Here is a 26,258-nt window from a genome sequence, read left to right on the forward strand (position 1 = left end):
GACATCTACGTCCCCTTCAATGCACCCTGCGGTGCGGGCTGCTTCGGCGACCGGACCGCAACGATGGTGAACACGAAGGCGATGACTGCCGTGACCACCAGCAGCATGAGGCCGATGAAGTAGCTGTTGTCCGCTGCGTTGTAGGTGGCTCCCATGACCAGCGGCGGGAAGTAGCCGCCCATTCCACCGGCCGCGCTGACAATGCCGCTGATGCTGCCCACCTTCCCCTGTGGCGCGAGCCTGCCCACCCAGGCAAACACGCCACCGGCGCCCAGGCCGAGCGATGCCGCCATGGCCACGAAGGTGAGGCCTGCCGGGATCTCGCCGTCGGGCCGCAGGTTCACGATGAAAGCCAGGACCGCGATGCCCGCCAGCGACGTGAGGACCACTGGCTTGGACCCGATTTTGTCCGCGGCTGCTCCCCCGATGGGCCGGAACAGGACCGCCGCCAGGGCGAAACCCGCAGTTCGGGTGCCTGCAGCAGTGGGATCGAACTGGTAGATATCCCGGAGGTACGTGGGCAAGTACGTGGCGAAGGAGACGAACCCGCCAAAGACGATGGCGTAGAGGAAACACAGCTTCCAGGTGACGGCGAGCCCGGCCGCGTCCTTGAGTTTCGGGATCACCGGCGCGGTGTTCCGCTTCCAGTCCGGGGACTCCTTCAGGTTGAACCAGATCACGGCCCCCATCACCACCAGCAGCCCGGCAATCAGCAGGTGCGTGGGCAGGTAGCCGATCCAGGTCACCAGGCGCGGGGTCAGGAAGGCCGCCAGCGCGGTCCCGCCCATCCCAGCGCCGAAAACGCCCGTCGCGAAGCCGCGCCGTGAGGGTTCGTACCAGGCGGAAACAAAGGGAATTCCGACGGCGAACACGGTACCTGCGATGCCCAGCAAGAGGCCGGCGCCCAGCACCACGGCGTAGGAACCGAGGGTGCCGCCGAGGGCCACCAGCAGGACGGGCGGGACACTGCCAAGCAGGACAACCGTGAACATGACCCGGCCGCCGAAGCGGTCCGTGAGGGCGCCCATCACGATCCGGCCCAGCGCTCCCACAAAAATGGGCATGGCTACCAGCACCGCTGTGGAGGTGGGGTCCAGTCCCATCCCCTGGGTGTAGCGCGCGCCCAGCGGCGCCACGATGTTCCACGCCCAGAAGGCGGTGACCGAGGCGGCAGTGGCCAGGGCCAGGTTCCGTCCCTTGCCCGGGTGGGAGGTTTCAGTGGGCTGGGCGGCTGCGGCCATTGTCTTCTCCTCTCACCGGTTCCGGGTGTCCCGGTCCTGGGTCCCGACGGCGGACCAGCCGCGCCGGGCGCTGGGGGCGTTGGGATTCTGCGCGGCCTTGCCGGCCGCCCCGGTTCCGGCCCTCCGGCCCGGGCGTCCACCGGCCGCAGCACCTGCCTTCACCCGGTCCCGCGAGCGGTACACGATGTACGGGCGGAAGAGGTAGTGGAACGGTGCAGTGAAGGCGTGGACCAGCCGGGTGAACGGCCAGATGATGAACAGCGCCATCCCCACCAGCGTGTGCAGGTGGAAGGAAAACGGCGCGGCGGCCATGGCTGCGATGTCCGGCTGGAAGATGAACAGCGAACGGAACCACGGAGCCACGGTTTCACGGTAGTTGTGCGCGTGCTCGCCCTCGAACACGCTGGCCAGCGTGGTCCACAGGCCGAACACGATGGCGGCAGTGAGGACCACGTACATGGTTTTATCGTTCTTGGTGGTGGCCATGAACACGGGCCCGGTGGTGCGGCGCCGGTAGATCAGCAGGACGATCCCGCCCAGGGTTCCCACGCCCGCGATCCCGCCCACGAACAGGGCGTTGAAGTGGTAGAAGTCCTGGCTCATCCCCACCGCCTCCGTCCAGGACATCGGGATAACCAGACCGAAGAAGTGCCCGGCGATCACGGCGAGCAGGCCGAAGTGGAACAGCGGCGAGGCGATCCGCAACAGCCTGGATTCGTAGAGCTGGGAGGACCGGGTGGTCCAGCCGAACTGGTCGTACTTGTACCGCCAGACCAGCCCGCCCGCCAGGACCACCACCATCACGTAGGGCAGGACACCCCACAGCACAGTGTCCAGGGCAGAGAGTTCGACGGCGGCTCCGGGCTGTGTTTCAAAAGGCAGCGTTTCAAAGGTCACCATGGTCAGGCCCCCTTCACGGGCAGCAGGCGCGGATCGTAGGGGTCAAGGCCAACCGCCTCGGTGGGTGGCCCGTAGCCCGCCATCCGCATCACGGCCTGTTCGTCGGCCGGCGACTTTCCGGGGAGCGTGGCGCAGATGGCCGCCAGGATCCTGGCGTGCGGCAGCTTGTCCCGCAGCAAGCCGAACTTCAGCATCTCCAGGCTGGGCCGGTACCGGATCAGCAGCTCCCGCCCCGCGGAGAAGTCCACCAGCGCCGTGTATTCCAGCACCATGGGCAGGTAGTCCGGCAGCTCTCCCTGGGTGTCCACCAAAATGTCGCTTTGCCGGTAGGCCTTCTTGAAGCTGCCCAGCACTTCGCCGCGGCGCCGGGTGTCCCCGTCCGTCCAGTAGCTCAGGTGCAGGGCGTGGCGACGGCTGAGGTCGAACTCCCGCACGTAGTGTGCCTGGCTCTCCATCAGCGGCGTGGATTCCAGTGCGTCCAGCACCTCCTGGAAGGGTTCGACGGCGGCCGGGAACTCCGCGAGTGCGGCGCGCATGAGCGGCACCTTGGCCAGGAGGTCCTCGTCCGGGTAGGACAGGCACCACGCACCGGCCATATACGCCACCTGGTCGCGGCGGCTCACGGCTGGTCCTCCGCCGCGGCCAACGTGCCCGGCTCCGGCCCCTTGTCCGGGAAAAGGCCCGGCGGTGCCCCCCGGCCGTCCCAGTTCAGCAGGTTCACCCTGCCCTTCAGGCTGGTTCCCGCTGATACCTCACCGCTGGTCTGCCGGTCGCGCAGGGCGTTGAACGTGTCCACCGCAACCGGCACCGGCCTGCCGCTCGCCTCACCGAACGGCGAGGAATCCTGCATGCCCGGGCCGCCGTCGAAATCCAGCGAGCAGCCCATCTCCTCCAGGTCGTGCGCCTGCTCCACGTGCGCCTTGGGGATGACGTACCGCTCGTCGTACTTGGCGATGGCCATCAGCCGGTACATCTCGTACATGGCCTGCCCGTCCATGCCCACGGCCTCGGCGATGGACTCGTCCGGATCGTTGCCCAGGCTGATGCCTCGCATGAACGCACGCATGGCCGCAAGCTTCTTCAGCACCGCGGTGACCCGGTCCGCGTCCCCGGCGGTGAAGAGCTCGGCGAGGTACTCCACCGGGATCCGCAGCGCATCTATGGCGCCGAACAGGTTGCCGTGGTCCTCGCCGTCGTGCCCTTGGTCCCGCAGCAGGTCCACCACCGGGGACAGCGGCGGCACGTACCAGACCATCGGCATGGTCCGGTACTCCGGGTGCAGCGGCAGCGCTACCTTGTAGACCTTGGCGAGGGCGTACACCGGCGAGCGCCGGGCGGCGTCGATCCAGTCCTCCGGGATGTCCTGCGCCCGGGCTTCGGCCTGGACGGCGGGATCGTTAGGGTCCAGCAGGACGTCCATCTGGGCGTCGTAGAGAGCCTTCGGGTCGGTGACGGACGCCGCCGCGGTGACCGCATCGGCGTCGTACAAAAACAGCCCCAGGTACCGCAGCCGGCCCACGCAGGTCTCCGAGCACACCGTGGGAATCCCCACCTCCACCCGGGGGTAGCAGAAGGTGCACTTCTCGGCCTTGCCGGTCTTGTGGTTGAAGTAGATCTTCTTGTACGGGCAGCCGGTGACGCACTGCCGCCAGCCGCGGCACTTGTCCTGGTCCACCAGCACAATCCCGTCCTCCACCCGCTTGTAGATGGCGCCGGAGGGGCAGGAGGCCATGCAGGACGGGTTCAGGCAGTGCTCGCAGATCCGCGGCAGGTAGAACATGAACGTCTGCTCGTACGCGAACTTGATCTTGTCCTCGGACTCCCGCCGGACCTTCTCCACCAGCGGGTCCAGGTGCCCGTTCTCCGCGGAGCCGCCCAGGTTGTCGTCCCAGTTGGCGGACCAGGTGACCTTGGTGTCCTCCCCGGTGATCAGGGATTTGGGCCGGGCCACCGGAAAGTCGTCGCCCAGGGGCGCGTCCACCAGGGTTTTATAGTCGTAGGTCCAGGGCTCGTAGTAGTCCTTGAGCTCGGGCTGGACCGGGCTGGCAAAGATGCCGAACATTTTCTTCACCCGGCCGCCGGCCTTGAGCACCAGCCTGCCCCGCTTGTTCAGCGCCCAGCCGCCGCGCCACTTGTCCTGGTCCTCGTACCTTCGGGGATACCCCTGCCCGGGGCGGGTTTCCACGTTGTTGAACCAGACGTACTCGGTGCCTGCCCGGTTGGTCCAGGCCTGCTTGCAGGTCACCGAACACGTGTGGCAGCCGATGCACTTGTCCAGGTTCATCACCATGCCCATTTGAGCCATGACCCGCATCAGTACTGCACCTCCTGTGAGCGGCGGCGGACCGTGGCCACCATGTCGCGCTGGTTTCCGGTGGGGCCGAGGTAGTTGAACGCGTACGCCAGTTGCGCGTAGCCCCCGATCAGGTGCGAGGGTTTCACCAGCAGCCGGGTGACGGAGTTGTGGATGCCGCCGCGCCGCCCGGTGGCCTCCGACTTCGGCACGTCGATGGTGCGCTCCTGGGCATGGTGCACGTACACCACACCGGCGGGCATCCGGTGGCTGACGATCGCCCGGGCCACCAGGACTCCGTTGATGTTCAGGCATTCCACCCAGTCGTTGTCCCTGACCTGGATGGAATCGGCGTCCGCCGGGCTCATCCACACCGTGGGCCCGCCGCGGGACAGCGAGAGCATCAGCAGGTTGTCCTGGTATTCGGAGTGGATGGACCACTTGGAGTGCGGCGTCAGGTACCGGACCACCACCTCCAGCTGCCCGTTCCGGCCGAGTTTGGGTTCGCCGAAGAGCCGGTGCATGTCCAGCGGCGGCCGGTAGATGGGAAGGGCTTCGCCGATGTCCGTGAGCCAGTCGTGGTCCAGGAAGAAGTGCATCCGGCCGGTGAGGGTGTGGAAGGGCTTGAGCCGTTCGATGTTGATGGTGAACGGGGCGTAGCGGCGTCCGCCGGTTTCCGAGCCGGACCATTCCGGCGAGGTGATCACGGGCACCGGGGCGGCCTGGGTCTGGGCGAAGGTGATGAACTTTTCCTCCGAGCCCTCGGCGAGGTCCGCCAGCTTCCTTCCGGTCCGGACTTCCAGGTCCTTGAAGCCCTGCACGGAAAGCATGCCGTTGGTGGTGCCGGAGAACGCCAGGATGGCCTCCGCCATTTTGGCATCGGTGTCCAGGGCCGGCCGGCCGTCCGCGGCGCCGCCGAGCATCACGCCGTTCGAGTGGCTGAGCCGGCTCAGCGGGCCGTCCAGTTTGTAGGTGACGTTCTTGACGGTGAAGCCCAGCTTGTCCGCCAGGGGCCCGACGGCGGCGAGCTTGTCCGCGATGGCCGTATAGTCCCGCTCCACCACGGAAAAGACGGGCATGTTCTGCCCGGGGACGGCGGGGATGTCCGGCTTCCGCCAGTCGCGGACCGTCCCGCCGGGCTGGGCCAGCTGGCCAGGGGTATCGTGCTGCAGCGGCACGCTCACCAGGTCGCGCCGGACGCCCAGATGGGTCCTGGCCAGCCGGGAGAACTCGCGGGCCAGCAGGTGGAAGGTGTCAAAGTCGGTCTTGGTTTCCCAGGGCGGGTCGATCGCCGGGGTGAACGCGTGGACGAACGGGTGCATGTCCGTGGAGGAGAGGTCGTGCTTTTCGTACCAGGTGGCGGCGGGAAACACGACGTCGGACAGCAGCGTGGTGGAGGTCATCCGGAAGTCGGCGGAGACCAGCAGGTCCAGCTTCCCTTCGGGCGCCTTCTCGTGCCATTTCACGTGCGTGGGTTTCAGCCCCTCCGCGTGGTCCTCGCCCAGGACGTTGTTGTGGGTGCCCAGCAGGTTCCGGAGGAAGTACTCGTTGCCCTTCGCCGAGGACCCGAAGAGGTTGGAGCGCCAAAGGACCAGGGTGCGCGGCCAGTTCTCCGGGGCATCCACGTCCTCGATGGCCGGGTTCAGGGTCCGGTTCTTCAGTGCGTCCGCGATGTAGCCGGGGGTGTCCTTCGCAGTGCCGGCGGCGACGGCGGCCTCCGCCTCGTCGGCGAGGTCCAGGGGATTGCGGTCGAACTGCGGGTAGAACGGCATCCAGCCAAGCCTTGCGGACTGGGCTATGGCGTCCGCGGTGTGCAGGCCGTCCAGGGCGCCGGTGGACAGCGGGGACTTCAGCGCGTCCGCGGAGTAGCCGTCCTGGCGCCACTGGTCCGTGTGCATGTACCAGTACCCGGTGCCGATCATGGTGCGCGGCGGCCGGGACCAGTCCAGGGCATTGGCCAGCGACACCCAGCCGGTGATGGGGCGGGTCTTTTCCTGCCCCACGTAGTGCGCCCAGCCGCCCCCGTTCCGGCCCATGCAGCCGGTCAGCATCACGAGGGCCAGCACCGCCCGGTAGGTGGTGTCGCCGTGGAACCACTGGCAGATCCCGGCGCCCATGATGATCATCGACCGGCCCCTGGACTGCTCGGCGTTCCGGGCGAACTCGCGGGCCACCCGGATGCAGGCCTGCGCGGGGACGGACGTGATCTCCTCCTGCCAGGCCGGGGTGTACGGGGTGGCGGCGTCGTCATACCCCGCGGCCCACTCTCCGGGCAGCCCTTCGCGGCCCACGCCGTACTGGGCGAGCATCAGGTCGAACACCGTGGTGGCCAGCTGGCCCTCCACCTCGATCACGGGCACCCCGCGCCGGAGCACGCTGCCGGTGCCGTCCGCCTGCTCGAAGCACGGCAGCAGGATCTCGGCGCTTTCACCCGAGACCTCCCGCAGGGACAGTGCGGGGTCCATCCCTTCAAGGTCCAGGTTCCATCTGCCCTCTCCGCTGCCGGAGTAGCGGAATCCCATGGAGCCGTTGGGGACGGCCGGTCGGCCGGCCTTCTTGTCGAACAGGACGGTGCGGAACGCCGCGTCCTCAGCCCCGGACTCCGCCGGGATGTCACGCGCGGTGAGGAATTTCGACGGCGTCAACGCGCCGTCGTCGCGCTTTTCCAGCCTGACCAGGAACGGCAGGTCCGTGTACTGCTTGACGTAGTCCGTGAAGAAGGGAACCTGCCGGTCCACGAAGAATTCCTTGAGCATCACGTGCCCCATGGCCATGGCCAGCGCGGCGTCGGTTCCAGCCTGGGCGGGGAGCCACTCGTCCGCGAACTTGGTGTTGTCCGCGTAGTCCGGGCTGACGGTGACCACCTTGGTGCCGCGGTACCGCACCTCGGCCATCCAGTGCGCGTCCGGGGTGCGGGTGACCGGAACGTTGGAGCCCCACATCATGAGGTAGCGGGCGTCCCACCAGTCGCCGGATTCGGGGACGTCGGTCTGGTCTCCGAACACCTGCGGGCTGGCCACGGGAAGGTCCGCGTACCAGTCGTAGAAGGAGGTCATCACCCCGCCGATGAGCTGGATGAAGCGGGTTCCCACCGCGTGCGAGACCATGGACATCGCGGGGATGGGCGAGAAGCCGGCGCAGCGGTCCGGGCCGTAGGTCTTGATGGTGTTCACGTGCGCCGCGGCCGCGATTTCGATGGCTTCCTGCCAGGACACCCGGACCAGCCCGCCCTTGCCCCGGGCCTGCTGGTAGCGGCGGCGCTTCTCCGGGTCGGCGGCGATCTCGGCGAACGCCAGCACCGGGTCTCCCAGCCGGGCCTTGGCCTCGCGGTACATCTCCACCAGCACGCCGCGGGCGTAGGGGAAACGGACCCGGGTGGGCGAGTACGTGTACCAGGAAAAGGCAGCCCCGCGGGGGCAGCCCCGCGGTTCATATTCGGGACTGTCGGGGCCCACGGAAGGGTAGTCGGTCTGCTGCGATTCCCAGGTGATGATGCCGTCCTTGACGTACACCTTCCAGGAGCAGGAGCCGGTGCAGTTCACCCCGTGGGTGGAGCGGACCACCTTGTCGTGGCTCCACCGGTCGCGGTAGAAGATATCCCCCTTGCGGCCACCCTCCCGGAAAACTGCCCTGCCGTCGTCGGTCTGGTCCCACTTCGTAAAGAACCTGCCCAGCTTCAGCATTGCATCCGATGCCGGCCCGTCCACCCCCGCGACAAAACGCTCCTCAGCCATGCTGCCACCGTAGGTGCGGCGCGGCTGGTCCAGTAGGGTCTTTCGACTGGTTGCAGCTGCTTGGTGGCAGGACTAGGCTCTGGTCGCCTGCCGGGCGCCTGCGCCGGAGCGCTTCCCGCCCTAGGCTGGACTTCGGACACACTGGACAGGAGGCTGCGGTGGCTGAGACGACGTTAGCCAAGGCGGGCGTGGCGGAGCTGATGGCCGAACTGGCCGGGCTCGAGGACCCGAGGGCGCGCGAGGTGAACGAGAGGCACGGGGATGACCACGGCGTGAACCTCAGCAAACTGCGTGCCATCGCCAAGCGGCTGAAAACCCAACAGGAACTTGCCGGTGACCTCTGGGCCACGGGCGATACCGCGGCGCGGCTGCTGGCGCTCCTGGTTTGCCGGCCGAAGGCGTTCGGGCGTGGCGAACTGGATGCGATGCTGCGGGAGGCGCGGGCGCCCAAGGTGCAGGACTGGCTGGTGAACTACGTGGTGAAGAAGAACCCGCACGCCGAGGAGCTGCGGGTGGCCTGGCTGTCCGATCCTGATCCGGTAGTAGCAAGTGCCGGCTGGGCGTTGACAAGCGAGCGCGTGGTGAAGGCGCCTGACGGCCTGGACCTTGAGGGGCTGCTGGACGTCATCGAGGCGGAGATGAAGGACTCCCCGGACCGGCTGCAGTGGGCCATGAACACCTGCCTGGCCCAGATCGGCATTGGGCACCCCGGGCTCAGGGCCCGCGCGCTGGAGATCGGCGAGCGCCTGGAGGTGCTCAAGGACTACCCCACTCCCCCGGGCTGCACCTCACCGTTCGCCCCCGCGTGGATCAACGAAATGGTGCGCCGGCAGGCGGGGCACTAAGGGCCGTCACCGGAAGTCGGCCGTTGATTCCTTCGCCACTTCCAGAAGCGTGGTTTGGAAGGCAATCTCGGCTGCGGCCCGCACCCTGTCGTGACGGTGCGCGAGCAGGACCCGCCTTGAGGGTGCGGTAGTGCCCAGGGAGACGATGCTGACCCCCGGGTGTTTGTTGACGACGGCGGTTCGAGGCGCCAAGGCGATGCCGAGCCCCACGCTGACCATCGCCTGGGCTTCCTGGTAGTCATTGGCGTGGAAGGCGATCCGGGGGGTGAAACCCGCGGCACGGGCGCTTCGTTGGAGCACCTCCACCACCGGGTGCGCTTCCTCGCGGACAATCCACTCCTCATCGGCAAGGTCCGCCATGTCAACCTGCTTGCGCCGGGCCAGCCGGTGGTCCTTTCCCACAACGAGGGCGGTTGCGTCCTCGAAAACCGTGGTGAGGGCAAAGTCCTCGGCGTTGATCCTGCTCCATTCGTAGTCCCAGAGGAGGGACATGCCCACCTGCCCGTTCTCCAGCATCTCGACCAAGTCCTCAAAGCGGCTGCTGCGCACATGCAGCTCAATGGCAGGGTACTGGCGTTTGAACTTGCTGATGACCAAGGGAAGAAACGAACCTCCCAGCGTGGGGAAGGTTCCCATGGTGAGGCTGCCCCTGTTCAGCCCGGCGATTTCGGCGAGGTCCGCTTCGGCGGCCGCCATCTGCCTGAGGATGCGGCGCGTGTGCGCCGCCAGGACGTGGCCGGCATCCGTCGGTACCATTCCGCGGGTCTGTCGCTGAAGAAGCGGCTGGCCGATCTCCGATTCCAGTCGCCGCAGCTGCTGGGACACGCCTGACGGCGAGTACACGTGCTTCTCGGCCGCTGCCGTGATGGATCCGAGCTCCACCACGTCCAGCAGCAGTTCCAGCCTTCGAACATTGAGCATCGGCACGGACTCCTTTGAAGTGTTGCTTACATCCCCTTAAGGATTTTAGCCTGCACCTTCATCCACAGCCGAACGGGGACGGGCCGCACGCCGTCGGAGTCAAGGAAAGGGCTGCCATGACCTTCGAAATGCCCGTCCAGCCGCCATTTGATTGAAGTAAAAGTGCAAGACCCTGCAAAAAATAGCGTTTGTAATTCAATGATGGGGCGGATCACACTAGGTCCTAGCCGAAAGGCGGAACGGCCCACAGCAGGGCCCAGGAAGGTGTGAAAGCAATCATGTTTAGAATCCCAGCAGCGTGGATGCGGGGCGGAACCAGTAAGTGCTGGGTGTTCGAATGGGACAACCTCCAAGTCCCCGGAAAGAGCGTTGACGAAGTCCTCCTTCGGCTGTTCGGCAGCCCGGACAACCGCCAGATTGACGGCGTGGGCGGGGGAACCTCCACGACCAGCAAGGCTGTGATCCTTTCCCGCTCAGCCAGCGCCGAGGCAGACGTTGACTACACCTTCGCCCAGGTGGCCGTCGAGGAGCACAGGGTTGACTGGGGAAGCAACTGCGGCAACTGCTCAGCGGTGGTGGCACCGTACGCAATCGATCGGGGCTGGGTTGATGCCGGCCAGGAAACGACATCCGTGCGGACGCTGAACACGAACACCGACCAGCTCATCCTGCAGAAGGTTTCCACCCCGGACGGCAGGCTCCAGGAGACCGGTACCCTCATGATTCCGGGCGTTCCGTTCCCGGGGCTGTCCGTGGGCATGGGTTTCTTCGATCCTGCAGGACGGACAACCGGGAAGCTCTTCCCGACCGGAGAGCCGGTGGAGAAGGTGACGTTCGACGGGCGGGAAATCCCTGCCACCCTGATTGATGCCGGTGCGCCGCTGATCATCCTGGAGGCTGCTTCCGTGGGACTCACCGGGAATGAGACAGCCGGGGAGATCGATGGCCAGGCTGAACTCCTCGTGCACCTGGACGACGTGCGGCGGGACGCAGCGGTTCGAATGGGCCTGGCCGCCACGAGGGCCGAAGCCGAGCGTGCGATTCCGAAGCTCGCGCTGGTGGCCCGGCCGTCCTCGGATGAGGGAGCCGACCTGGTGGTCCGGATGCTGTCAATGGGCAAGCTCCACCCGGCGCTGGCGATCACCGGAAGCGTCGCCCTGACTATGGCTGCACAGCATGAAGGCACCGTGGTGCGGGACCTGATCTCCACCGACGCTTCTTCCGGGCTCGCCATGCGGACTCCTGCGGGCCTCGTCCAAACCTGGGCCGAGACCCGCGACGGTGTCCCGGTTGTGGGCACCCTCCGAAGTGCCCGCCGCTTGGCCGATGCAGAACTGTTGCTGCCAGAGACCTGGTAAGCGCGCAACCACAACAATCTGCCCCTCGCGCGCTCCTGGAAGGCGCTGCGCCGAGATAGGCACCCGATCAAAAGGATCATCTCAATGACGAGCAACAAGTCATCCTTGGAACCACCCGGAACCGCTCCGCAAGAGGCACTTGCCGGGCAGTACGAAGAAGCGGACCTGCCAGAGCCGCCCAAGCATTCCCGGCGGACCATCCTTTCAGCCGTCGGCGCCTTCGCATTGCTGGGCACCGCCACCACGGTCCTCGGCGGAAGCCTGCTGAATCCGCCCTCCAGCACCGAGGACGGGGACTTCAGCGGCGAAACCCTGGAGTTCCTGATCCCCCTCGCGTCAGGCGGCGGAACCGATACCTGGGCACGTTTCATCGGCACCGAACTAACCAACTATGTTGCGGGCCGCCCCGGTTTTGCGCCCGTGAACGAGGCCGGCGGCGAAGGCATCCTGGGCACCAACAGGTTTGCCCGCTCGGCAAAGACAGACGGCACGGAAATCCTGGTGGGGACGGCATCGACCGTTGTCCCTTGGGTCCTGGGCCGCTCGGCCGTGAAGTATTCCTTCGAAGACCTCAAGCCCGTCGTCGTCAACGGCACCGGCGGGGTCATCTATGCCCGTGCCGAGGCCGGAGTGTCCGGTCTTCAGGACCTGATAAACCGGGATACGCCCCTGGAATTCGGCGGCATCAGCGCCACGGGCCTGGACATCACCACGCTTGTTGCCTTCGACCTGCTCGAAGCGGACGTGACAAGCACCTTCGGCTTTGAAGGCCGGGGACCGGTCAACCTGGCGCTCCAGCGCGGGGAAATCGACCTGGACTACCAGACCACCTCGGCCTACGGCTCAGCCGTTGCCGGCATCGCCAAGGAGGGCAAAGCCGTTGTGCTCATGTCCTTTGGCCAGCTGGACGGAGCAGGCAACGTTGTCCGGGACCCCAATTTCCCTGATGTACCCACGGTCGCCGAGGCCTACGAAACGCTCCACGGAAAGAAACCCGCGGGCGAGAAGTTCGAAGCGTACAAGACCCTGCTGGGACTGACCTACACCTACCAAAAAGGACTGTGGGTTCCGCAGGAGACACCCGAAAAAGCCTATGAGCTGCTCCGCAGTTCCAGCGAAAAGCTCGGGACCGACAAAGGCTTCCAGGAAAAAGCCGCCAAAGTCCTCGGCGGCTACCCCCTCGTCGCGGACACGGGCGTGGCAGACCGCGTCCGGGACGCCTACTCCGTCAGCAACTCCGTCCGGTCCTATGTCACAGGGCTGCTCGCGGACAAATACAACATCCACGTTGAATAAGGACCATCATGCTTGACTCCGCAATGGCAGCGCTGGCATCCCTCGCTGACCCCTCCCTCCTCATCATGCTCCTGATCGGCACCGTAGCCGGCCTCATCATGGGCCTCATCCCGGGGCTGGGCGGCACCGGCGCCGTCGCAATCCTCCTGCCCATCACTTTCGGCATGGAACCGCCCCAGGCGCTGGCCCTCCTGATTGGAGCCCTCGCCGTCGTCCATACTTCAGACACCGTTTCCGCCGTGCTGCTCGGCGCACCCGGATCCGCGTCTGCGAGTGTGACCATGCTGGACGGTTACTCCATGGCCAAGAAAGGACAGGCGGCCCGTGCCCTGACGCTGGCGTTCCTCTCGTCAATGGCCGGAGGCATCATCGGCGCAATCGGCCTGACCCTGGCGATACCGCTTGCCCGGCCTCTCGTGCTCTCCTTCGCCAGCCCGGAACTGTTCATGCTGACCGTCCTGGGCGTAGCCCTGGCCGCAGTCCTTTCGCGGGGAAACATCATCAAGGGTGTCTCCGCCGGACTCCTTGGCCTGGTCCTCGGCATGGTGGGAACCTCACCCACCACGGCCGAGGAACGCTTCACGTTCGGCAGCCTGTTCCTCGGCGACGGCCTGTCGCTCGTGGCCGTTGCCCTGGGAATCTTCGGCCTGGCCGAAATCGCATCACGTGCAAGCCAGCGGCGCGGACAAAGGGAAACAATAACCCTCGGCGGCGGCTGGGGCCAAGGCATCCGGGAATGGCTCAGCCACTGGACCCAGGTCATCCGCGGAGCGCTCATCGGCATCTGGGCCGGCGTCCTCCCCGGCGTCGGTGCCACCGCAGGAACCTGGCTGGCCTACGGTCAGGCCGTCGCCACCGCCAAGGACAAGCGCCAGTTCGGCAAGGGCGACCCGCGCGGAATCGTCGGCCCCGAAAGCGCCAACAACTCCGTGGAGGCCGGCGACCTGATCCCCACCCTTCTCTTCGGCATCCCCGGCGGCGTACCCTCCGCGATGCTCCTCGGAATGCTCCTCACATACGGCATCCAGCCCGGTCCTTCGATCATCACCGAGCACCTGGACCTGATGTACCTGATCGTCTGGTCCTTCGCCATCGCATCCATTCTCGGAGCGCTCTTCTGCTTCCTCAGCGTCAAGCAGCTGGCAAAGCTGACTAAGGTCCCCTTCGCCGTCCTGGCCGCGGGACTCGTGGCCGTTATGCTCCTCGGCTCATTCCAGGAGGGCGGCCAGCTGGGCGACCTCTGGGTGATGATCATTTTGGGCGTCTTTGGCTGGCTGCTGAAGTCCACCGGGTTCCCGCGGGCGCCCTTCCTCATCGGCTTCGTGTTGGCAATCCCGCTGGAACGCTATTACTTCCTCACAGACAGCCTGTACGAAGGCTTCGACTGGATGGCCCGGCCCGGTGTCCTGGTCTTCCTGGCGATCCTGGTCCTTCCGATGATGTGGGCCTTCGTCAAGTTCATCCGCGCCCGCCGCCAGACCAACCTCGACGACGGGCACAGGGATGAGCAGCCCGAGGACGACGAAGCGCCCCTGAAGAACTCGACCTGGTCCCTGGCAGCATCCGGCATCTTCGCCGTCGCGTTTGCCGCAGCCCTCATATCATCGGCGTCCTTCTCACCCGAGGCCAGGCTCGTCCCCCAGCTGGTGAGCATCGGCGGACTGGCCTTCTCCGGGATCCTCCTCTTCACCGAAATTCGGGCACGGGTCCGCACGAGGGCCGATCGGGCCGGCTGGACACTCGATGCAGGCTTCGCATTGAAAACCTTCGCATGGATGACCGGTTTCCTGGCACTCACCGCAGTATTCGGATACCTCGTGGCCGTGACGGTTTTCATTCCCGCGTTCCTGCTGGTGGTCGCAAGGGCCCGCCTCAAGGTCGCCGTCATCTATACAGGGGTGCTGTATGTCGTGCTCCTGGCGCTCCCCTCCCTGCTGCCGATCGACCTGCCGCAAGGCTGGCTCAACACCCTTGTCTAGCAGTCCCTACCCCCTAAACCATTGGAGAAAGACAAATGACGGTACTCGTGGCCTATGCGCCCGCCCCCGAAGGACGGGAAGCACTCACGGAGGGCATCAAGGAAGCGCACCTGCGAAAGTCGGATCTGCTGATTGTCAATGTGGGCCGGGGACACCATGACCTCGACGATCACGAGATCGCGGAACTGGAAGGCAAGCTGTCCGATGCCGGGCTTGCCCTCACTGTCGAATCCTCCGTTTTGGCCGACCCGGGAGATGCAGTGATCCAGATTGCGCAGGACCGCGACGTCGAAATGGTAGTCATCGGCCTGCGGCACCGCTCCATGGTGGGCAAACTCATTTTGGGAAGCACTGTTCAGCGGATCCTCCTGGACGCCACTTGCCCCGTGCTCGCCGTGCGGGCCGACAGGCTGTAAGTACAGGCACAACCTGCCGGACCCCCGTCCGGCGCGCGTGCCGCCGTCCACGCACTCCATCGCAACAGGAAGCCCGAGAGACGGGCGCGGAGGACGGCGCGCACGCACAGGAGGCAGGGCCATCTCCGGGCCCTGCCTCCCCTTATGTGGCCATCTTTTCCGATACGCCGGACGAAGGACAGCCACCATGAGGCTGCGCAGCCAACCGCAGGCCCGGTGAAAGCCGACACCCGGGACGGCTTATCCCGGGCACGGCCCGCCGCAGCCGTATCCTGCTGGTGGCGGCCGCAACCACAATCCTGGGCGCCCTCCCGCCGGGCAACACCATCTTCAGCCCGGCAGCCGCCACGGAACCGGAGCCTGCCATGACAGCTGTTCAGATCATCCCACTCGCCATCCTCGTGGTGATGTTTATCGTCGCCACGAAGTGGCCGCTGAACATCGGGGTGATGGGGCTGGTGGCGTCCTTCGGCGTCGGCTACTTCATGCTTGGAATGACCGACAGGGAGATCCTGGCGGAGTTCCCCGCCAGCATCGTCCTGACCATCATTGGGGTCACCTACTTCTTCAGCATGGCCCAGCGGAACGGCACGATCGACATCATTGTCCAGACGTGCGTGCGCCTCGTGAGGGGAAGGACCCTGCTGCTTCCCTGGGTGTTCTTTCTCATGGCTGCTGCACTGACGGCACTGGGAACCTTTTCCCCCGCCGCCGTCGCCCTGCTGGCCCCGGCCGCCATCGGCTTTGCCTACGAATCCCGCATCCATCCCGTGCTGATGGGCGCCTTCATCATCAATGGCGCCCATGCGGGAGGCTTTTCCCCGTTGTCCGTGGCCGGCGTCCTGGTGCACGGGATTGCAGCGGAAAACGGCTTTCCCATTTCCCAAGGCTCGCTTTTCGCCGCGAGCTTTGCCGTCAACCTCATCCTGTCAGTCCTGACCATCGTGCTGTTCGCCCTTACAGGCAGGCTTCGCGACAGTAAGGGTGGCCAGCACGCGGATGTTGATACGTCACCTTCCGGGCGCCCGCATGGCCAGCAGATCGTCACTCTGGCCTTGATCGTGGTGATGCTGGTGTGCACGCTGGGCTTCCGCATGCCCATCGGTTTTGTTGCCCTTTCCGCCGGCCTCCTCCTGGCACTGATCAACATCAAGGAACACCAGACCTTCATCGGCGGCATCTCGTGGTCCACTGTCCTGCTGGTGGCGGGCATGATCACCTATGTCTCCCTGCTCCAGCACGTGGGAGTGATTGATACCCTCGCCGGGCATGCCCTGGCATTGGGCGCGCCGCTGGTCATTGCCCTCGTCCTTTGTTATGTCATCGGCGTTGGCTCGGCCTTTGCCTCCTCAACAGCTTTGCTGACTGCGTTCATCCCGTTGGCGGGCCCGCTGCTGGCCACCAGTTCCCTGAGCGCCTCCGGTACGGTCGCCGCCCTGGCCATCGCCGCCACAGTGGTTGATGTGTCCCCCTTCTCCACGGACGGTGCGCTGATCGTTGCCAACGCACGGGAGGATGACCGGCAGCGCGTATACCGCCAACTGATGGCCTACGCCGGCGCGGTGGTGCTGGCCGGCCCGCTGCTGGCCTGGGCCTTGCTGGTACCGATGGGCATCGTGTGAGCGGTCCGGGCGCCTCGCAGAATGGCGGAACCCCCGCGCGAGTCTAGCTCCAGCGCGGGGGCTCCCTTGCTTCCGTGTTGGGGAACGTGGAAACAGACAGCAATCTATCCGGTGATAGCTTCCGCCAAAGTCCAATTCGGCAGATCACCGCGAATATTGATCGAACCTTGAGCAGAACCTGAGAGTGCCCTTGGATCGAACTGCCTCTGATGCCCTACGTCCAGTCCGACGAGAAATCCAGCGGCGGCCACCACCGCGTCCGCGTGTGGACAGCGAACCTGCGTCCGGTGACCTCGGTGGGGTTGATCCGAACCAGGTGCTCCTTGAGGCCTGGTTCCCAAGGTTCACGGTCCGGGTCCGCAAGCTCCAGGGGCAAGACGCCGTCTTCCACGGGCTCGGGAATGCCTTTGACCACCACGCTCCACACCTCGGTGCTGTACGCGTTCAGCCCGTCCGTCTCCAGCGCCACAGCGGCCCCTGCGAGCAAGGAGCGCAACTTGGTGCCAGGGGCAGTCCGAAAATAGAGTGCCTCTTCTGCCGTCACGATGTTCACCGGAAAAATCTCGGGGGCGGTCCCGTTGATGACCGCCAGCCTGCCGATGTATGAGGAGCGCAGGTACTTCCAGCACTCCGCTTCAGTGAGGACCTCGGTGTTCGATCCCGGCTGTGTCATGCCCATGGACATGATCCTAGACTTGCCCGGCAGCCTGGCGCAGCTCCATGTGTTCCTTCAGCGCCATCCAGGTGGCCTGTTCCCGGCGGTTGCCCACGGCCCTCACCAGGGGTCCGAGAAGCCGCAGCGGGCCGTGCGGCTCCAGCCTCCAGACCCAGCGGAGCCTGCAGTGGTTTCCTTGCGGGGCGAAAGTCAGTCCGCCGGTGATGTCCAGGCCGGCAGTCCGGCTGTGCGATTTCAGCGAACGGGGACGGTTGAACCCCGTGCATTCGATGGTCACGCGGGTGCGGCGCCGCCCCTTCATGACGGCGGCGTACCGGGTCCCGAGCCCAACGGGCCCGGGCGTGAGCTTCTCCACCTGCATCATGCGTGGGTTGTAGAGGGGCTCGTTGGTTTCGTCCGCCACGAAATCGAAGACTGCCTCGATCGGGGCGGCGATCACTATTTCTCCGATGATCGGCTTCATCGTTCCCTCCAAGGCCGCCGTCCGCAGGACCCGCGGCACGGGCCCTGCGAACAGCTTTGACTCAACCTGGCAGGAGCGGAAGTGCCGAAGGTCCCTCAGCCCTGGGGGGCCAGCTGCCTGCTTTCAGCAAGCCTGATCCAGGTGTCCACCACGGTGTCCGGGTTGAGGGAGACGGACTCGATGCCCTGGTCAACCAGCCACTCCGCCAGGTCGGGGTGGTCGCTGGGGCCCTGGCCACAGATACCGACGTACTTGCCGCGCTCCCTGCAGGCCCGAATTGCCATTGCCAACAGCTTCTTCACGGCAGGATCGCGCTCATCGAAGCCCCCGGCCACCACCGCCGAATCCCGGTCAAGGCCCAGGGTCAGCTGGGTCATGTCGTTGGAGCCGATGGAGAAACCGTCGAAGTAGTCCAGGAACTCGTCCGCCAGCAGCGCGTTGGACGGCAGTTCGCACATCATGATGACCTCGAGGCCATTTTCGCCGCGCCGCAGCCCGTTCTCCGCGAGGAGGTCGATAACGCCGCGGGCCTCGTCCAGGGTCCGCACGAAGGGGATCATGAGCTTGACGTTGGTCAGGCCCATCTCGTTGCGGACGAAGGACAGCGCCTCGCACTCGAGGTCGAAGCAGTCCCGGAACGAGGGATCGAGGTAGCGTGAGGCGCCGCGGAAACCGAGCATCGGGTTTTCTTCGTGCGGTTCGTAGGCGGGCCCGCCGATGAGGTTGGCATACTCGTTGGACTTGAAATCGGACATGCGCACGATGACCGGCTCAGGCGCGAAGGCGGCGGCGATGGTGGCCACACCCTCGGCCAGGCGCTTGATGTAGTAGTCGCGCGGGCTGTCATAGGCGGCGATCCGTTCCCGGATTTCATCAGCCACGTCCGGCGCCTGGTCCTCAAGGTTCAGCAAGGCTTTGGGGTGGATGCCGATCTGGCGGTTGATGATGAACTCGAGGCGGGCAAGGCCCACGCCGTGGTTGGGCAGCTGGGCAAAGGTAAACGCCTGTTCCGGCGTTCCCACGTTCATCATCACTTTCACCGGCGCCTCGGGCAGTTGGGTGATCCCGGTTTCCTCGACCGTGAAGTCCAGCAGCCCCTTGTAGATGACCCCGGTCTCTCCGTCGGCGCAGGAAACAGTGACCTCGACGCCGTCGGACAGCGCATCAGTTGCGTGGCCGGTTCCCACAACCGCGGGGATCCCCAGCTCGCGGGCGATGATGGCGGCATGGCAGGTCCGCCCGCCGCGGTTTGTGACGATGGCGGAGGCGCGCTTCATGATCGGTTCCCAGTCGGGATCGGTCATGTCCGCGACGAGGACGTCGCCCGTCTGGAATGCCGCCATCTGGTCGAGTGCGGTGAGGATGCGGACGCTGCCGGCGCCGATGCGCTGGCCAATGGCACGGCCTTCCGCCAGGACCGGGCCGGTTTCGTTGAGGCGGAAGCGGGTCTGGCTGCCGGGGGCACGGCGGGACTGCACGGTTTCCGGGCGTGCCTGCAGGATGTACAGGCCGCCGTCAATGCCGTCCTTGCCCCATTCAATGTCCATGGGCCGGCCGTAGTGCTTCTCGATGGCGACGGCGTGCCGGGCGAGCTGCTCGACGTCGTCGTCGCTGAGGCTGAAGCGCGAGCGCAGGGAAGCCTCCACCGGCACGAAGTCGATGGTGCGGCCCACTTCCTGGCTGTTCGTGTACGTCATCTGGAGGGCTTTTTCGCCCAGGCCGCGCTTGAGGATGGCGGGGCGGCCGGCCGCCAGGGCCGGCTTGTACACGTAGAACTCGTCCGGGTTCACGGCACCCTGGACGACGGCTTCGCCCAGGCCGTAGGAGGAGGTGACAAAAACGGCGTCCTGGAAGCCTGATTCGGTGTCCATGGTGAACATGACACCGGAGGACCCGACGTCGGAGCGCACCATCCGCTGGACGCCGGCCGAAAGTGCCACGTCGGCGTGCTCGAACTTGTGGTGGACGCGGTAGGCGATGGCCCGGTCGTTGTACAGGGACGCGAAGACGTCCTTGATGGCCTGCAGGATGTTCTCGATGCTGCGGACGTTCAGGAAGGTTTCCTGCTGCCCGGCGAAGGAGGCGTCGGGCAGATCTTCGGCGGTCGCACTGGACCGCACCGCCCAGGAGAGGTCCGCGGAGCCGCCGTGCTTCTCGACCAGCTGCTGGTAGGAGTTCCGGATCTGTTCTTCGAAGTCCGGGAGGAAAGGCGTCCCGCGCACCAGGGACCGGATCTCCTGGCCTGCTGCGGCCAAGGCCGTCACATCATCAGTATCCAGGCCCACCAACCGGTCGGCGATCTTCTGGTCCAGGCCGGAGTCTGCCAGGAAGCGGCGGTAGGCGTCAGCGGTGGTGGCGAAACCGTCCGGCACCTGTACGCCGGCGGAGGTCAGGTTCTGCACCATTTCGCCGAGGGAGGCATTCTTGCCGCCCACCCGGTCCAGGTCCTTGAGCCCGAGTTCGGAGAACCACAGGATGTCTGTTGTCATAGTTGCTGCTCCTTTGCAGAGGGTCGCGCACCTACCCGCATCCGCGCACGGCGGACGCGCGTAGGTGCGCACAGTTCCTGTCCACAGTGTCAGGTCTCCAAAAGTCCTGCCACATGACGTGCGCCACACTGGACTTGTGAAACTTTTCCCTAATGCTTGAGGTTCATCTTCTGGAGGATGGTCGCCGCCATTTCCTCAACGGACACGCTGGCCGAATTCAGGTACGGAATCCCGTAGGACTCGTACAGGCGCTCCGCGCTGCGCAGCTCGAACCCGCATTGGCGCAGGGAAGCGTAGGGTGAGCCGCGCCGCCGTTCGGTGCGGACCTGGCTGAGCCGCAGCGGATTCGTGGTCAGGCCGAAACACTTCGAAACAAAGGGCCTCAGCGGTTTCGGCAGTCCTTCCCGCTCAAAGTCCTCGTCCACCAGGGGAAAGTTGGCGGCGAAGATCCCGTGCTGCAGGGCCAGGTACATGGTGGTGGGGGTCTTGCCGCACCGGGAGGGGGCCACCAGGATGACCTGTACCTTCTCCAATGCGCGCAGGCTCTGGCCGTCGTCGTGCTCCATGGCGTACTCCACCGCGGCCATCCTTGACTGGTAACGGGCAGCGTTCCCCAGCCCGTGCGCCCTGCCCGGTTCCCCGCTGGCCGGCGTGCCGAGCCCCTGTTCCAGGACTCCAATATGGGTTCCGATGAGGTCCACGACGATGCCCTGGCAGGTGCCAAGGATCTGCCGTATTTCGCCGTTGACCGCCGTGGAAAAGACAATGGGCTGCAGGCCCTTGGCAGCGAGGCCGTCGATGGTCTCGACGACGGAACGCGCCTGCCCCGCGTTGGTGATGAACGGGATTGTTACGCGGTCGAAATTGTTCACGGGGAACTGCGTCAGCAGGGTATTGCCGAGCGTTTCCGCAGTGATGCCGGTGCTGTCCGAGAGAAAGTAGACGGGACGGAGATCGCCGCTGTTCATGGTGCTTTTCGGACTTCCACGGCGGCGGGAAGTATGAGCCGCGGGTCATGGCGGTAGAACGTCATGGGATGCCTTTCGTTCAGCGACGGCGGGGAACGGGTCCGGGCGGTGATGACATCGAGTTTACGGGGGCGGTGGACCCCTCGGCTCCGCGGGCGGTTACGTGCCCTGCCCCGCCGGGCGGATGATCCGGCGCCGGGTGGCAGCCGCGATGGCCGCCGTCCGGTTGTCCACGCCGAGTTTCCCGTAGATGTGGACCAGGTGCGTCTTGACCGTCGCCTCCGAGATGAAGACCTGTTTGGCAATGGCGCGGTTGGAAAGCCCGGTGGCCAACAGCTCCAGCAGCTGGACTTCGCGCGGGGTGAGGGAGGTGGCCGGGTTGGTGATCCGCTTCATGAGCAGGGCCGCCGCCCGCGGTGCAAGGACGGTTTCCCCCGCTGCGGCCGCGAACACGGCCTGCCGGATCTGTTCCGGCGGCGCGTCCTTGAGCATGTAACCGCTGGCCCCTGCCTCCACGGCGGCCAGGATGTCCGCGTCCGTGTCGTAGGTGGTGAGGATCAGGACGGGCGGCGGCACCGCCAGCCTCCGGATTTCGGCGGTGGCCGCTACCCCGTCCATGCCGGCCCCCATCTGCAGGTCCATGAGGACAAGGTCCACTCCTTCGCCCAGGACCGTGAGCCGCGCCAGTTCCTTCAGCGCAGCCGTGCCGTCGGCCGCTTCCGCAGCGACGGAGATGCCCTCAAACTCTGTGAGCATGGCCCTCAGGCCGGCCCGGACCACCGGATGGTCATCGACCAGCAGGACCCGCACGCTACTCATCGGCGCCTCCCACGGAGGTGTCATCGAGCGGCAGCCGGATGGCCACCACCGCCCCTTCCCCCGGCGCCGCCTCCAGTTCCAGCGACCCGTGGAGTGAATTAACCCGTTGCTGCAGCGAGCGCAGGCCGAAGCCGCTGCCGTCCGCACCGCCGTCGTGCGCTGCACGGACAGCAAGGGACGGGTCAAAGCCGATGCCGTCGTCGTAAATGTCCATGGTCACCTCAGTGCCCAGGAAGGTGAGGGTGACGACGGCGGTGCTGGCGCGGGCGTGGTCGCGGACGTTGGCGAGGCTGGCCTGGGCGGCACGGAGCAGGGTGACCCGGTACGGCTGCGGCAGTTCGACGGGGTCGCCGTCCACTTCCAGCCGGCAGCGGAGAGGCATCCCGCGGGCGGCGGCACCCGATTCAGTGTTCTCGCAAAGCCGGCGCAGGGCCTCCACCAGTGTTGTTTCGTGCAGTTGCGGCGAGGACAGGCCGCGGACAAAGCTGCGCGCTTCGGCCAGGTTGTCGGCAGCCGTCTGCTGCATGAGGGCCACCCGGGATGCGGCAGTGCCCCGGTCCCCGTCAGCCAGCGACTTTTCCGCCGCGCGGGCAAGCAGGACGATGCTGGAAAGGCCCTGCGCCAGCGTGTCATGGATCTCCCGGGCCAGCCGCTCCCGCTCCGCCAGCACCCCGGCCTCGTGCTGGGATGCTGCCAGTTCCTGCCGGGTCCGGCGCAGCTCGTCCGCGGCCCGCCGCTGGTTCTCGGCTTCACGGTAGAGGGCGACGTAGGCAAGGCCGGTGATGACGGCGAAGACGGCGCCAAACAGCGGCCCGACGACGGCTGCCACGTGCGGAACCGGCTCACCGCTGGCGGACCACTGGGAGGCAATGACCGCCGCTGTCATCAGCGCAATGGTCAGCAGCGCGGCGGGCCGGGGCAGCAGGTGGACGTGCAGGAAAAACAGCGGGAAAGCCAGCCAGGCGAACTCGGCGCTTCCCATCAGCAGGAGGGCCCACAGTGCCGTCACCGCGGCCAGCCACTGGATGCCGTGACGCCGGGGGTCGAAGGTGGTCCGGCCTGCGGCAAAGCGGTGTTCCAGGACAGTCCCGGTGAGGTAAACGCCGGCCAGGAGAAGGGCAACTCCGGCCCACAGAAGCGGGAAGGATCCCGCGGATCCCGGTGCAAGCAGCCGGACCACGCCCACCACCAGCAAGGTTGCGAACCCGGTGTGCAGCGCCACCCTCAGCACCCGCAGGATCGCTTCGGATGACGCCGATTCGACGGCGCTCAGCGGGTCCCGCGGCACACCCTCCCCGGGTGCGCTGACAGGGGGCAGTGGCGGCGCGGCGGGCATTTCACCAGCTTATGCCGGGCTGGCCGGCGACGCGTCAATCAAAAGGTTGACGCCCGGTTCCACCATTCCTCCTCCGCGGCTCAACTGGCTGCACGATTGCCCGGGAGCCGCCGCGCGGGACAGTGGATTGGGACCTCCTTCCACAGATCCCTCCCTGCAACTCCCTACCGAGAGAAGAACAACGTGTTCCTCGCACTCCGCGACATCCGTTTCGCCAAGGGCCGGTTCGCCATGATGGGCGGCGTGGTGGCCCTGATCACCCTGCTGCTGGTCATGCTGTCCGGCCTGACTGCCGGGCTGGCCGAGCAGTCCACTTCCGCGATTGGCAAGCTGGGTGCTGCTGCCGGTTCGCCGGTGGACACGGTGGTGTTCGGCGCACCCGGTTCCAGTGTTCCCACGGCCTCCTACACCGACAGCTCAGTCACCGCCGCCCAGGTGGACACCTGGAAGCACCAGCCGGGTGTTGGCTCCGCCGAACCGCTGGGCATCACCCAAACCCGCGCCCAGGGTGCTGCCGCCGGCTCGGGCACGGCCAATGTGGCCGTCTTTGGTGTCGCTCCCGGAAGCGGGCTGGCGCCGTCCGACGTGTCAGCCGGCACTGCGGTGGTGGGCGCTTCGGTGGCGGAGGCGCTGTCCCTCAGGCAGGGCGACGCGCTGGACATCGGCGGCGTGGAACTTTCCGTCAGCGCCGTCGTCGAGGACCAGTGGTACGCCCACACGAGTGTTGTGTGGACGGCGCTTCCAGCGTGGACCGCGCTGGCACACGTGTCCGACGGCGGGCAGCAGGCCACCGTCGTCGCCGTCACCCATGCGGACGGCGCCGCCCCCGATGAAGCCGCAGCCAACGCCGCGGCCAACACAGTGAGCGCCTCACGGACCGGCTCGTTCCAGGCGCTGGGCTCGTTCAAGAGCGAGAACGGCTCCCTGACCCTGATGCAGGCTTTCCTGTACGGCATCTCGTCCCTGGTGATCGTGGCGTTCCTGACGGTATGGACCATCCAGCGGACCCGGGACATTGCCGTCCTGAAGGCCATGGGCGCCCCCGGCTCCTACATCCTTCGGGACGCCATCACCCAGGCCGCACTTGTCCTGGTGGCGGGGGCGGGCGCCGGCGGAATCCTGGGTGTTGCCGCCGGGCTCCTTGCCGCCCAGGCTGCCCCGTTCCTGCTCACGGCAGCCACCACGCTGGTGCCCGTCGTCGGAATTATTGCCCTGGGACTCGCCGGCGCGGCCCTCGCGGTGCGGCGCGTCACCACCATCGATCCCCTCCTCGCCCTCGGCGGGAACTAGAAAGGACAAACCATGAACACCATGCAGTTTCCTGCCTCCGGGCCCGCTCCCCTGAGCCTGGCCGACGTCACCCTCGAATACCCGGACGGCGGCGGAACAACAACGGCCCTGGACCGGGTCAGCCTCACCGTGCAGGCGGGGCAGCTGGTCTCCCTGGTGGGGCCGTCGGGGTCCGGCAAATCAAGCCTGCTGGCCACCGCCGCCACCCTGGTCCGGCCCACCCGGGGACAGGTGACCATCGACGGCACCGATACCGCCGGGCTCAGGGACAGGGACCTTACCGCCCTGCGGCGCGGCAAGGTGGGCATCATCTTCCAGCAGCCCAACCTGCTCCCCTCCCTGACGGCCGCCGAACAGCTCATCATCAGCGACCATTTGCGGGGAAGGCCCGCCAAAGCGGCCGGCAGGAAAGCCGCCGAACTCCTGGACGTGGTCGGACTGTCCGCGAGCGCCGGCAAATTGCCGCACCAGCTTTCCGGCGGCCAGCGCCAGCGGGTGAACATCGCCCGGGCACTGATGGGGAACCCGCAAGTCCTGCTGGTGGACGAGCCGACGGCAGCCCTGGACCACGAACGCAGCACATCGATCATCCGGCTCCTGCGCGAGGTCACCTCGGAATTCAACGTGGCCACGGTGATGGTCACCCACGACACCGAATTCGTGCCGCTGACCGACGTTGTGGCCACCATGCGGGACGGCGTCCTCACGGCCCCGGTCCTGACGGGCGCCTGAGAACATGCAGGGGCGCGTACCCCGGCAGCCGCGTCCCGCCGTCGCCCTATTCTCCGAGGTGGTGGATCGTGAAGGCGGCGAGGAACCCCAGGGAGGCTGTTAATCCGGTGAGGTTGTGGTGCTCCTCGAAGGCCTCCGGGATCATGGTGTCCGCCAGCATGGCCAGGATGCCGCCGGCGGCCACCGCGGTGATGAACGCCACCACTGCGCCGGGAGCGTTTTCCAGCGCGACGTAGCCAATAAGCGAGGCCACCCCGCACAGCACGGCGATGCCGCCCCACAGTCCGAAGACATAGCGGGCACTGCGTCCGGCCTTCTTCATGCCGGCACTTCCGGAGAGGCCCTCGGGGACGTTGGAGATGAAGACGGCGGCCATCATGGCCGGGCTGACGGCTCCGCCTGCCAGCATGCCCACGCCCAGGACCACGGATTCCGGGACGCCGTCCAGGAGGGCACCGAAGGCAATGGCGGTGCCGCTGCCGGGATTTTCCGCCTCGGACGGCTGCTGGTTCCCGGAGCGTTTCCGGTGCTTGGCTCCGGCCCGGGACAGCGTCATGTTGGCTGCGACATACACCACGGAGCCTGCCAGGAAGCCGGCCACCGTGGGCCACAGCCCGCCACCCTGCACGGCCTCGTCCACCAGTTCGAAGGCCAGGGCCGAGATGAGCACGCCTGCCCCGAAGGACATGACGGAGGAGACCAGCTTGGCCGGCAGGTTCCAGCGCCAGGACAACGCCGCCCCCAGGACCAGCGCCCCTCCGGCGGCCGTGCCCCATAACAAAGCCTGCAACCACAGCGGCATGTGCACCACTTCCCGCTCCCCCCGCGGGAGCCGTCCGACCCAGTGAAGCCGGTTCCGGGTCCGGAAGCCGTGCTCGCT

At 66.5% G+C, this 26,258-nt stretch carries 21 protein-coding genes; 8 read left to right on the top strand and 13 right to left on the bottom strand.

The features are described from left to right. Nucleotides 1-5: 5 nt before the first annotated feature. From U7114_RS11780 to U7114_RS11800, 5 genes are read right to left on the bottom strand one after another with little or no spacing between them, the layout of a single operon-like run. On the bottom strand, nucleotides 6-1,241 hold the full coding sequence (locus U7114_RS11780; protein WP_323057453.1) for an MFS transporter: 1,236 nt from the start codon (nucleotides 1,239-1,241) through the stop codon (nucleotides 6-8). Nucleotides 1,242-1,253: 12 nt separating this feature from the next. After that, entirely contained in the window at nucleotides 1,254-2,141 is an 888-nt protein-coding gene (gene narI, locus U7114_RS11785) for a respiratory nitrate reductase subunit gamma (RefSeq protein ID WP_323057454.1), read from the bottom strand. A gap of 2 nt (nucleotides 2,142-2,143) precedes the next feature. Then, nucleotides 2,144-2,764: a nitrate reductase molybdenum cofactor assembly chaperone gene (gene narJ / locus U7114_RS11790; protein ID WP_323057455.1), complete on the bottom strand. Its 621-nt coding sequence runs from the start codon at nucleotides 2,762-2,764 to the stop codon at nucleotides 2,144-2,146. Continuing rightward, nucleotides 2,761-4,455 carry a nitrate reductase subunit beta gene (gene narH / locus U7114_RS11795; protein ID WP_323057456.1) on the bottom strand — a complete coding sequence of 565 codons (1,695 nt, stop codon included), beginning with the start codon at nucleotides 4,453-4,455 and terminating at the stop codon, nucleotides 2,761-2,763. The genes narJ and narH overlap by 4 nt, the downstream gene beginning before the upstream one ends. Further along, on the bottom strand, nucleotides 4,455-8,168 hold the full coding sequence (locus U7114_RS11800; protein ID WP_323057457.1) for a nitrate reductase subunit alpha: 3,714 nt from the start codon (nucleotides 8,166-8,168) through the stop codon (nucleotides 4,455-4,457). The genes narH and U7114_RS11800 overlap by 1 nt, the downstream gene beginning before the upstream one ends. Before the next feature lie 200 nt (nucleotides 8,169-8,368). On the opposite strand from U7114_RS11800, the gene U7114_RS11805 reads away from it, so the two are divergent. Then, complete coding sequence (locus U7114_RS11805) at nucleotides 8,369-9,013, top strand: DNA alkylation repair protein (protein ID WP_416235554.1); 645 nt, start codon at nucleotides 8,369-8,371, stop codon at nucleotides 9,011-9,013. Between the two features lie 6 nt (nucleotides 9,014-9,019). On the opposite strand, the gene U7114_RS11810 is transcribed toward U7114_RS11805, so the two are convergent. Continuing rightward, a complete protein-coding gene (locus U7114_RS11810) occupies nucleotides 9,020-9,934 on the bottom strand; it encodes a LysR family transcriptional regulator (RefSeq protein ID WP_157240757.1) in 915 nt (304 codons plus the stop codon). Between the two features lie 278 nt (nucleotides 9,935-10,212). Between U7114_RS11810 and U7114_RS11815 the strand changes: the two genes are divergently transcribed. The 5 genes from U7114_RS11815 (at nucleotide 10,213) to U7114_RS11835 (ending at nucleotide 16,605) form a co-directional block, all read left to right on the top strand. Then, nucleotides 10,213-11,292, top strand: a complete 1,080-nt coding sequence (locus U7114_RS11815) for a PrpF domain-containing protein (protein ID WP_157240755.1) — start codon at nucleotides 10,213-10,215, stop codon at nucleotides 11,290-11,292. Between the two features lie 84 nt (nucleotides 11,293-11,376). Further along, nucleotides 11,377-12,588, top strand: a complete 1,212-nt coding sequence (locus U7114_RS11820; protein WP_321214555.1) for a hypothetical protein — start codon at nucleotides 11,377-11,379, stop codon at nucleotides 12,586-12,588. 8 nt (nucleotides 12,589-12,596) lie between these two features. Then, nucleotides 12,597-14,567 carry a tripartite tricarboxylate transporter permease gene (locus U7114_RS11825; protein ID WP_321214556.1) on the top strand — a complete coding sequence of 657 codons (1,971 nt, stop codon included), beginning with the start codon at nucleotides 12,597-12,599 and terminating at the stop codon, nucleotides 14,565-14,567. A gap of 35 nt (nucleotides 14,568-14,602) precedes the next feature. After that, nucleotides 14,603-14,983: a universal stress protein gene (locus U7114_RS11830; protein ID WP_157240749.1), complete on the top strand. Its 381-nt coding sequence runs from the start codon at nucleotides 14,603-14,605 to the stop codon at nucleotides 14,981-14,983. A gap of 365 nt (nucleotides 14,984-15,348) precedes the next feature. Beyond that, on the top strand, nucleotides 15,349-16,605 hold the full coding sequence (locus U7114_RS11835) for an SLC13 family permease (RefSeq protein ID WP_231755048.1): 1,257 nt from the start codon (nucleotides 15,349-15,351) through the stop codon (nucleotides 16,603-16,605). Nucleotides 16,606-16,819: 214 nt separating this feature from the next. On the opposite strand, the gene U7114_RS11840 is transcribed toward U7114_RS11835, so the two are convergent. From U7114_RS11840 to U7114_RS11865, 6 genes are all read right to left on the bottom strand, one after another. Beyond that, the gene (locus tag U7114_RS11840) at nucleotides 16,820-17,284 is read right to left on the bottom strand and encodes a pyridoxamine 5'-phosphate oxidase family protein (RefSeq protein ID WP_323057459.1); all 465 of its coding nucleotides are present in this window, start codon (nucleotides 17,282-17,284) and stop codon (nucleotides 16,820-16,822) included. A gap of 10 nt (nucleotides 17,285-17,294) precedes the next feature. Continuing rightward, nucleotides 17,295-17,744 (bottom strand): SRPBCC family protein, encoded by a 450-nt coding sequence (locus U7114_RS11845; protein WP_323057460.1) that lies wholly within the window; start codon nucleotides 17,742-17,744, stop codon nucleotides 17,295-17,297. Between the two features lie 95 nt (nucleotides 17,745-17,839). Next, complete coding sequence (ppsA, locus tag U7114_RS11850; protein ID WP_323057461.1) at nucleotides 17,840-20,233, bottom strand: phosphoenolpyruvate synthase; 2,394 nt, start codon at nucleotides 20,231-20,233, stop codon at nucleotides 17,840-17,842. Between the two features lie 149 nt (nucleotides 20,234-20,382). Then, nucleotides 20,383-21,201: a pyruvate, water dikinase regulatory protein gene (locus U7114_RS11855; protein WP_323057462.1), complete on the bottom strand. Its 819-nt coding sequence runs from the start codon at nucleotides 21,199-21,201 to the stop codon at nucleotides 20,383-20,385. Between the two features lie 159 nt (nucleotides 21,202-21,360). Then, on the bottom strand, nucleotides 21,361-22,020 hold the full coding sequence (locus U7114_RS11860; RefSeq protein WP_323057463.1) for a response regulator transcription factor: 660 nt from the start codon (nucleotides 22,018-22,020) through the stop codon (nucleotides 21,361-21,363). After that, nucleotides 22,013-23,356 carry a sensor histidine kinase gene (locus U7114_RS11865; protein WP_157240731.1) on the bottom strand — a complete coding sequence of 448 codons (1,344 nt, stop codon included), beginning with the start codon at nucleotides 23,354-23,356 and terminating at the stop codon, nucleotides 22,013-22,015. The genes U7114_RS11860 and U7114_RS11865 overlap by 8 nt, the downstream gene beginning before the upstream one ends. A 183-nt stretch (nucleotides 23,357-23,539) precedes the next feature. Here U7114_RS11865 and U7114_RS11870 point away from each other — a divergent pair, with 183 nt between their 5' ends. Together U7114_RS11870 and U7114_RS11875 are read left to right on the top strand one after the other, a co-directional pair. Beyond that, entirely contained in the window at nucleotides 23,540-24,646 is a 1,107-nt protein-coding gene (locus tag U7114_RS11870) for an FtsX-like permease family protein (protein ID WP_323057464.1), read from the top strand. A 12-nt stretch (nucleotides 24,647-24,658) separates the two neighbouring features. After that, nucleotides 24,659-25,378 carry an ABC transporter ATP-binding protein gene (locus tag U7114_RS11875; protein ID WP_323057465.1) on the top strand — a complete coding sequence of 240 codons (720 nt, stop codon included), beginning with the start codon at nucleotides 24,659-24,661 and terminating at the stop codon, nucleotides 25,376-25,378. Between the two features lie 46 nt (nucleotides 25,379-25,424). Here the strand turns inward: U7114_RS11875 and U7114_RS11880 are convergent, their stop codons facing one another. Next, nucleotides 25,425-26,180: a ZIP family zinc transporter gene (locus tag U7114_RS11880; RefSeq protein ID WP_323057466.1), complete on the bottom strand. Its 756-nt coding sequence runs from the start codon at nucleotides 26,178-26,180 to the stop codon at nucleotides 25,425-25,427. Nucleotides 26,181-26,258: the final 78 nt, after the last annotated feature.

The sequence above is a fragment of the Pseudarthrobacter sp. C1 genome, from assembly GCF_034720455.1.
In the GTDB taxonomy this organism is placed as follows: Bacteria; Actinomycetota; Actinomycetes; order Actinomycetales; family Micrococcaceae; genus Arthrobacter.

What these genes read in the sequence shown, in the direction of transcription:
- U7114_RS11815 (WP_157240755.1), top strand. Translation starts at nt 10,213, where the DNA reads ATGTTTAGAATCCCAGCAGCGTGGATGCGGGGCGGAACCAGTAAGTGC.
- U7114_RS11860 (WP_323057463.1), bottom strand. Translation starts at nt 22,020, where the DNA reads ATGAGTAGCGTGCGGGTCCTGCTGGTCGATGACCATCCGGTGGTCCGG.
- U7114_RS11805 (WP_416235554.1), top strand. Translation starts at nt 8,369, where the DNA reads ATGGCCGAACTGGCCGGGCTCGAGGACCCGAGGGCGCGCGAGGTGAAC.
- ppsA (WP_323057461.1), bottom strand. Translation starts at nt 20,233, where the DNA reads ATGACAACAGACATCCTGTGGTTCTCCGAACTCGGGCTCAAGGACCTG.
- U7114_RS11865 (WP_157240731.1), bottom strand. Translation starts at nt 23,356, where the DNA reads ATGCCCGCCGCGCCGCCACTGCCCCCTGTCAGCGCACCCGGGGAGGGT.
- U7114_RS11810 (WP_157240757.1), bottom strand. Translation starts at nt 9,934, where the DNA reads ATGCTCAATGTTCGAAGGCTGGAACTGCTGCTGGACGTGGTGGAGCTC.
- U7114_RS11835 (WP_231755048.1), top strand. Translation starts at nt 15,349, where the DNA reads ATGACAGCTGTTCAGATCATCCCACTCGCCATCCTCGTGGTGATGTTT.
- U7114_RS11825 (WP_321214556.1), top strand. Translation starts at nt 12,597, where the DNA reads ATGCTTGACTCCGCAATGGCAGCGCTGGCATCCCTCGCTGACCCCTCC.
- U7114_RS11880 (WP_323057466.1), bottom strand. Translation starts at nt 26,180, where the DNA reads ATGCCGCTGTGGTTGCAGGCTTTGTTATGGGGCACGGCCGCCGGAGGG.
- U7114_RS11875 (WP_323057465.1), top strand. Translation starts at nt 24,659, where the DNA reads ATGAACACCATGCAGTTTCCTGCCTCCGGGCCCGCTCCCCTGAGCCTG.
- U7114_RS11855 (WP_323057462.1), bottom strand. Translation starts at nt 21,201, where the DNA reads ATGAACAGCGGCGATCTCCGTCCCGTCTACTTTCTCTCGGACAGCACC.
- narI (WP_323057454.1), bottom strand. Translation starts at nt 2,141, where the DNA reads ATGGTGACCTTTGAAACGCTGCCTTTTGAAACACAGCCCGGAGCCGCC.
- narH (WP_323057456.1), bottom strand. Translation starts at nt 4,455, where the DNA reads ATGCGGGTCATGGCTCAAATGGGCATGGTGATGAACCTGGACAAGTGC.
- U7114_RS11800 (WP_323057457.1), bottom strand. Translation starts at nt 8,168, where the DNA reads ATGGCTGAGGAGCGTTTTGTCGCGGGGGTGGACGGGCCGGCATCGGAT.
- U7114_RS11845 (WP_323057460.1), bottom strand. Translation starts at nt 17,744, where the DNA reads ATGAAGCCGATCATCGGAGAAATAGTGATCGCCGCCCCGATCGAGGCA.
- U7114_RS11820 (WP_321214555.1), top strand. Translation starts at nt 11,377, where the DNA reads ATGACGAGCAACAAGTCATCCTTGGAACCACCCGGAACCGCTCCGCAA.
- U7114_RS11830 (WP_157240749.1), top strand. Translation starts at nt 14,603, where the DNA reads ATGACGGTACTCGTGGCCTATGCGCCCGCCCCCGAAGGACGGGAAGCA.
- U7114_RS11840 (WP_323057459.1), bottom strand. Translation starts at nt 17,284, where the DNA reads ATGGGCATGACACAGCCGGGATCGAACACCGAGGTCCTCACTGAAGCG.
- U7114_RS11780 (WP_323057453.1), bottom strand. Translation starts at nt 1,241, where the DNA reads ATGGCCGCAGCCGCCCAGCCCACTGAAACCTCCCACCCGGGCAAGGGA.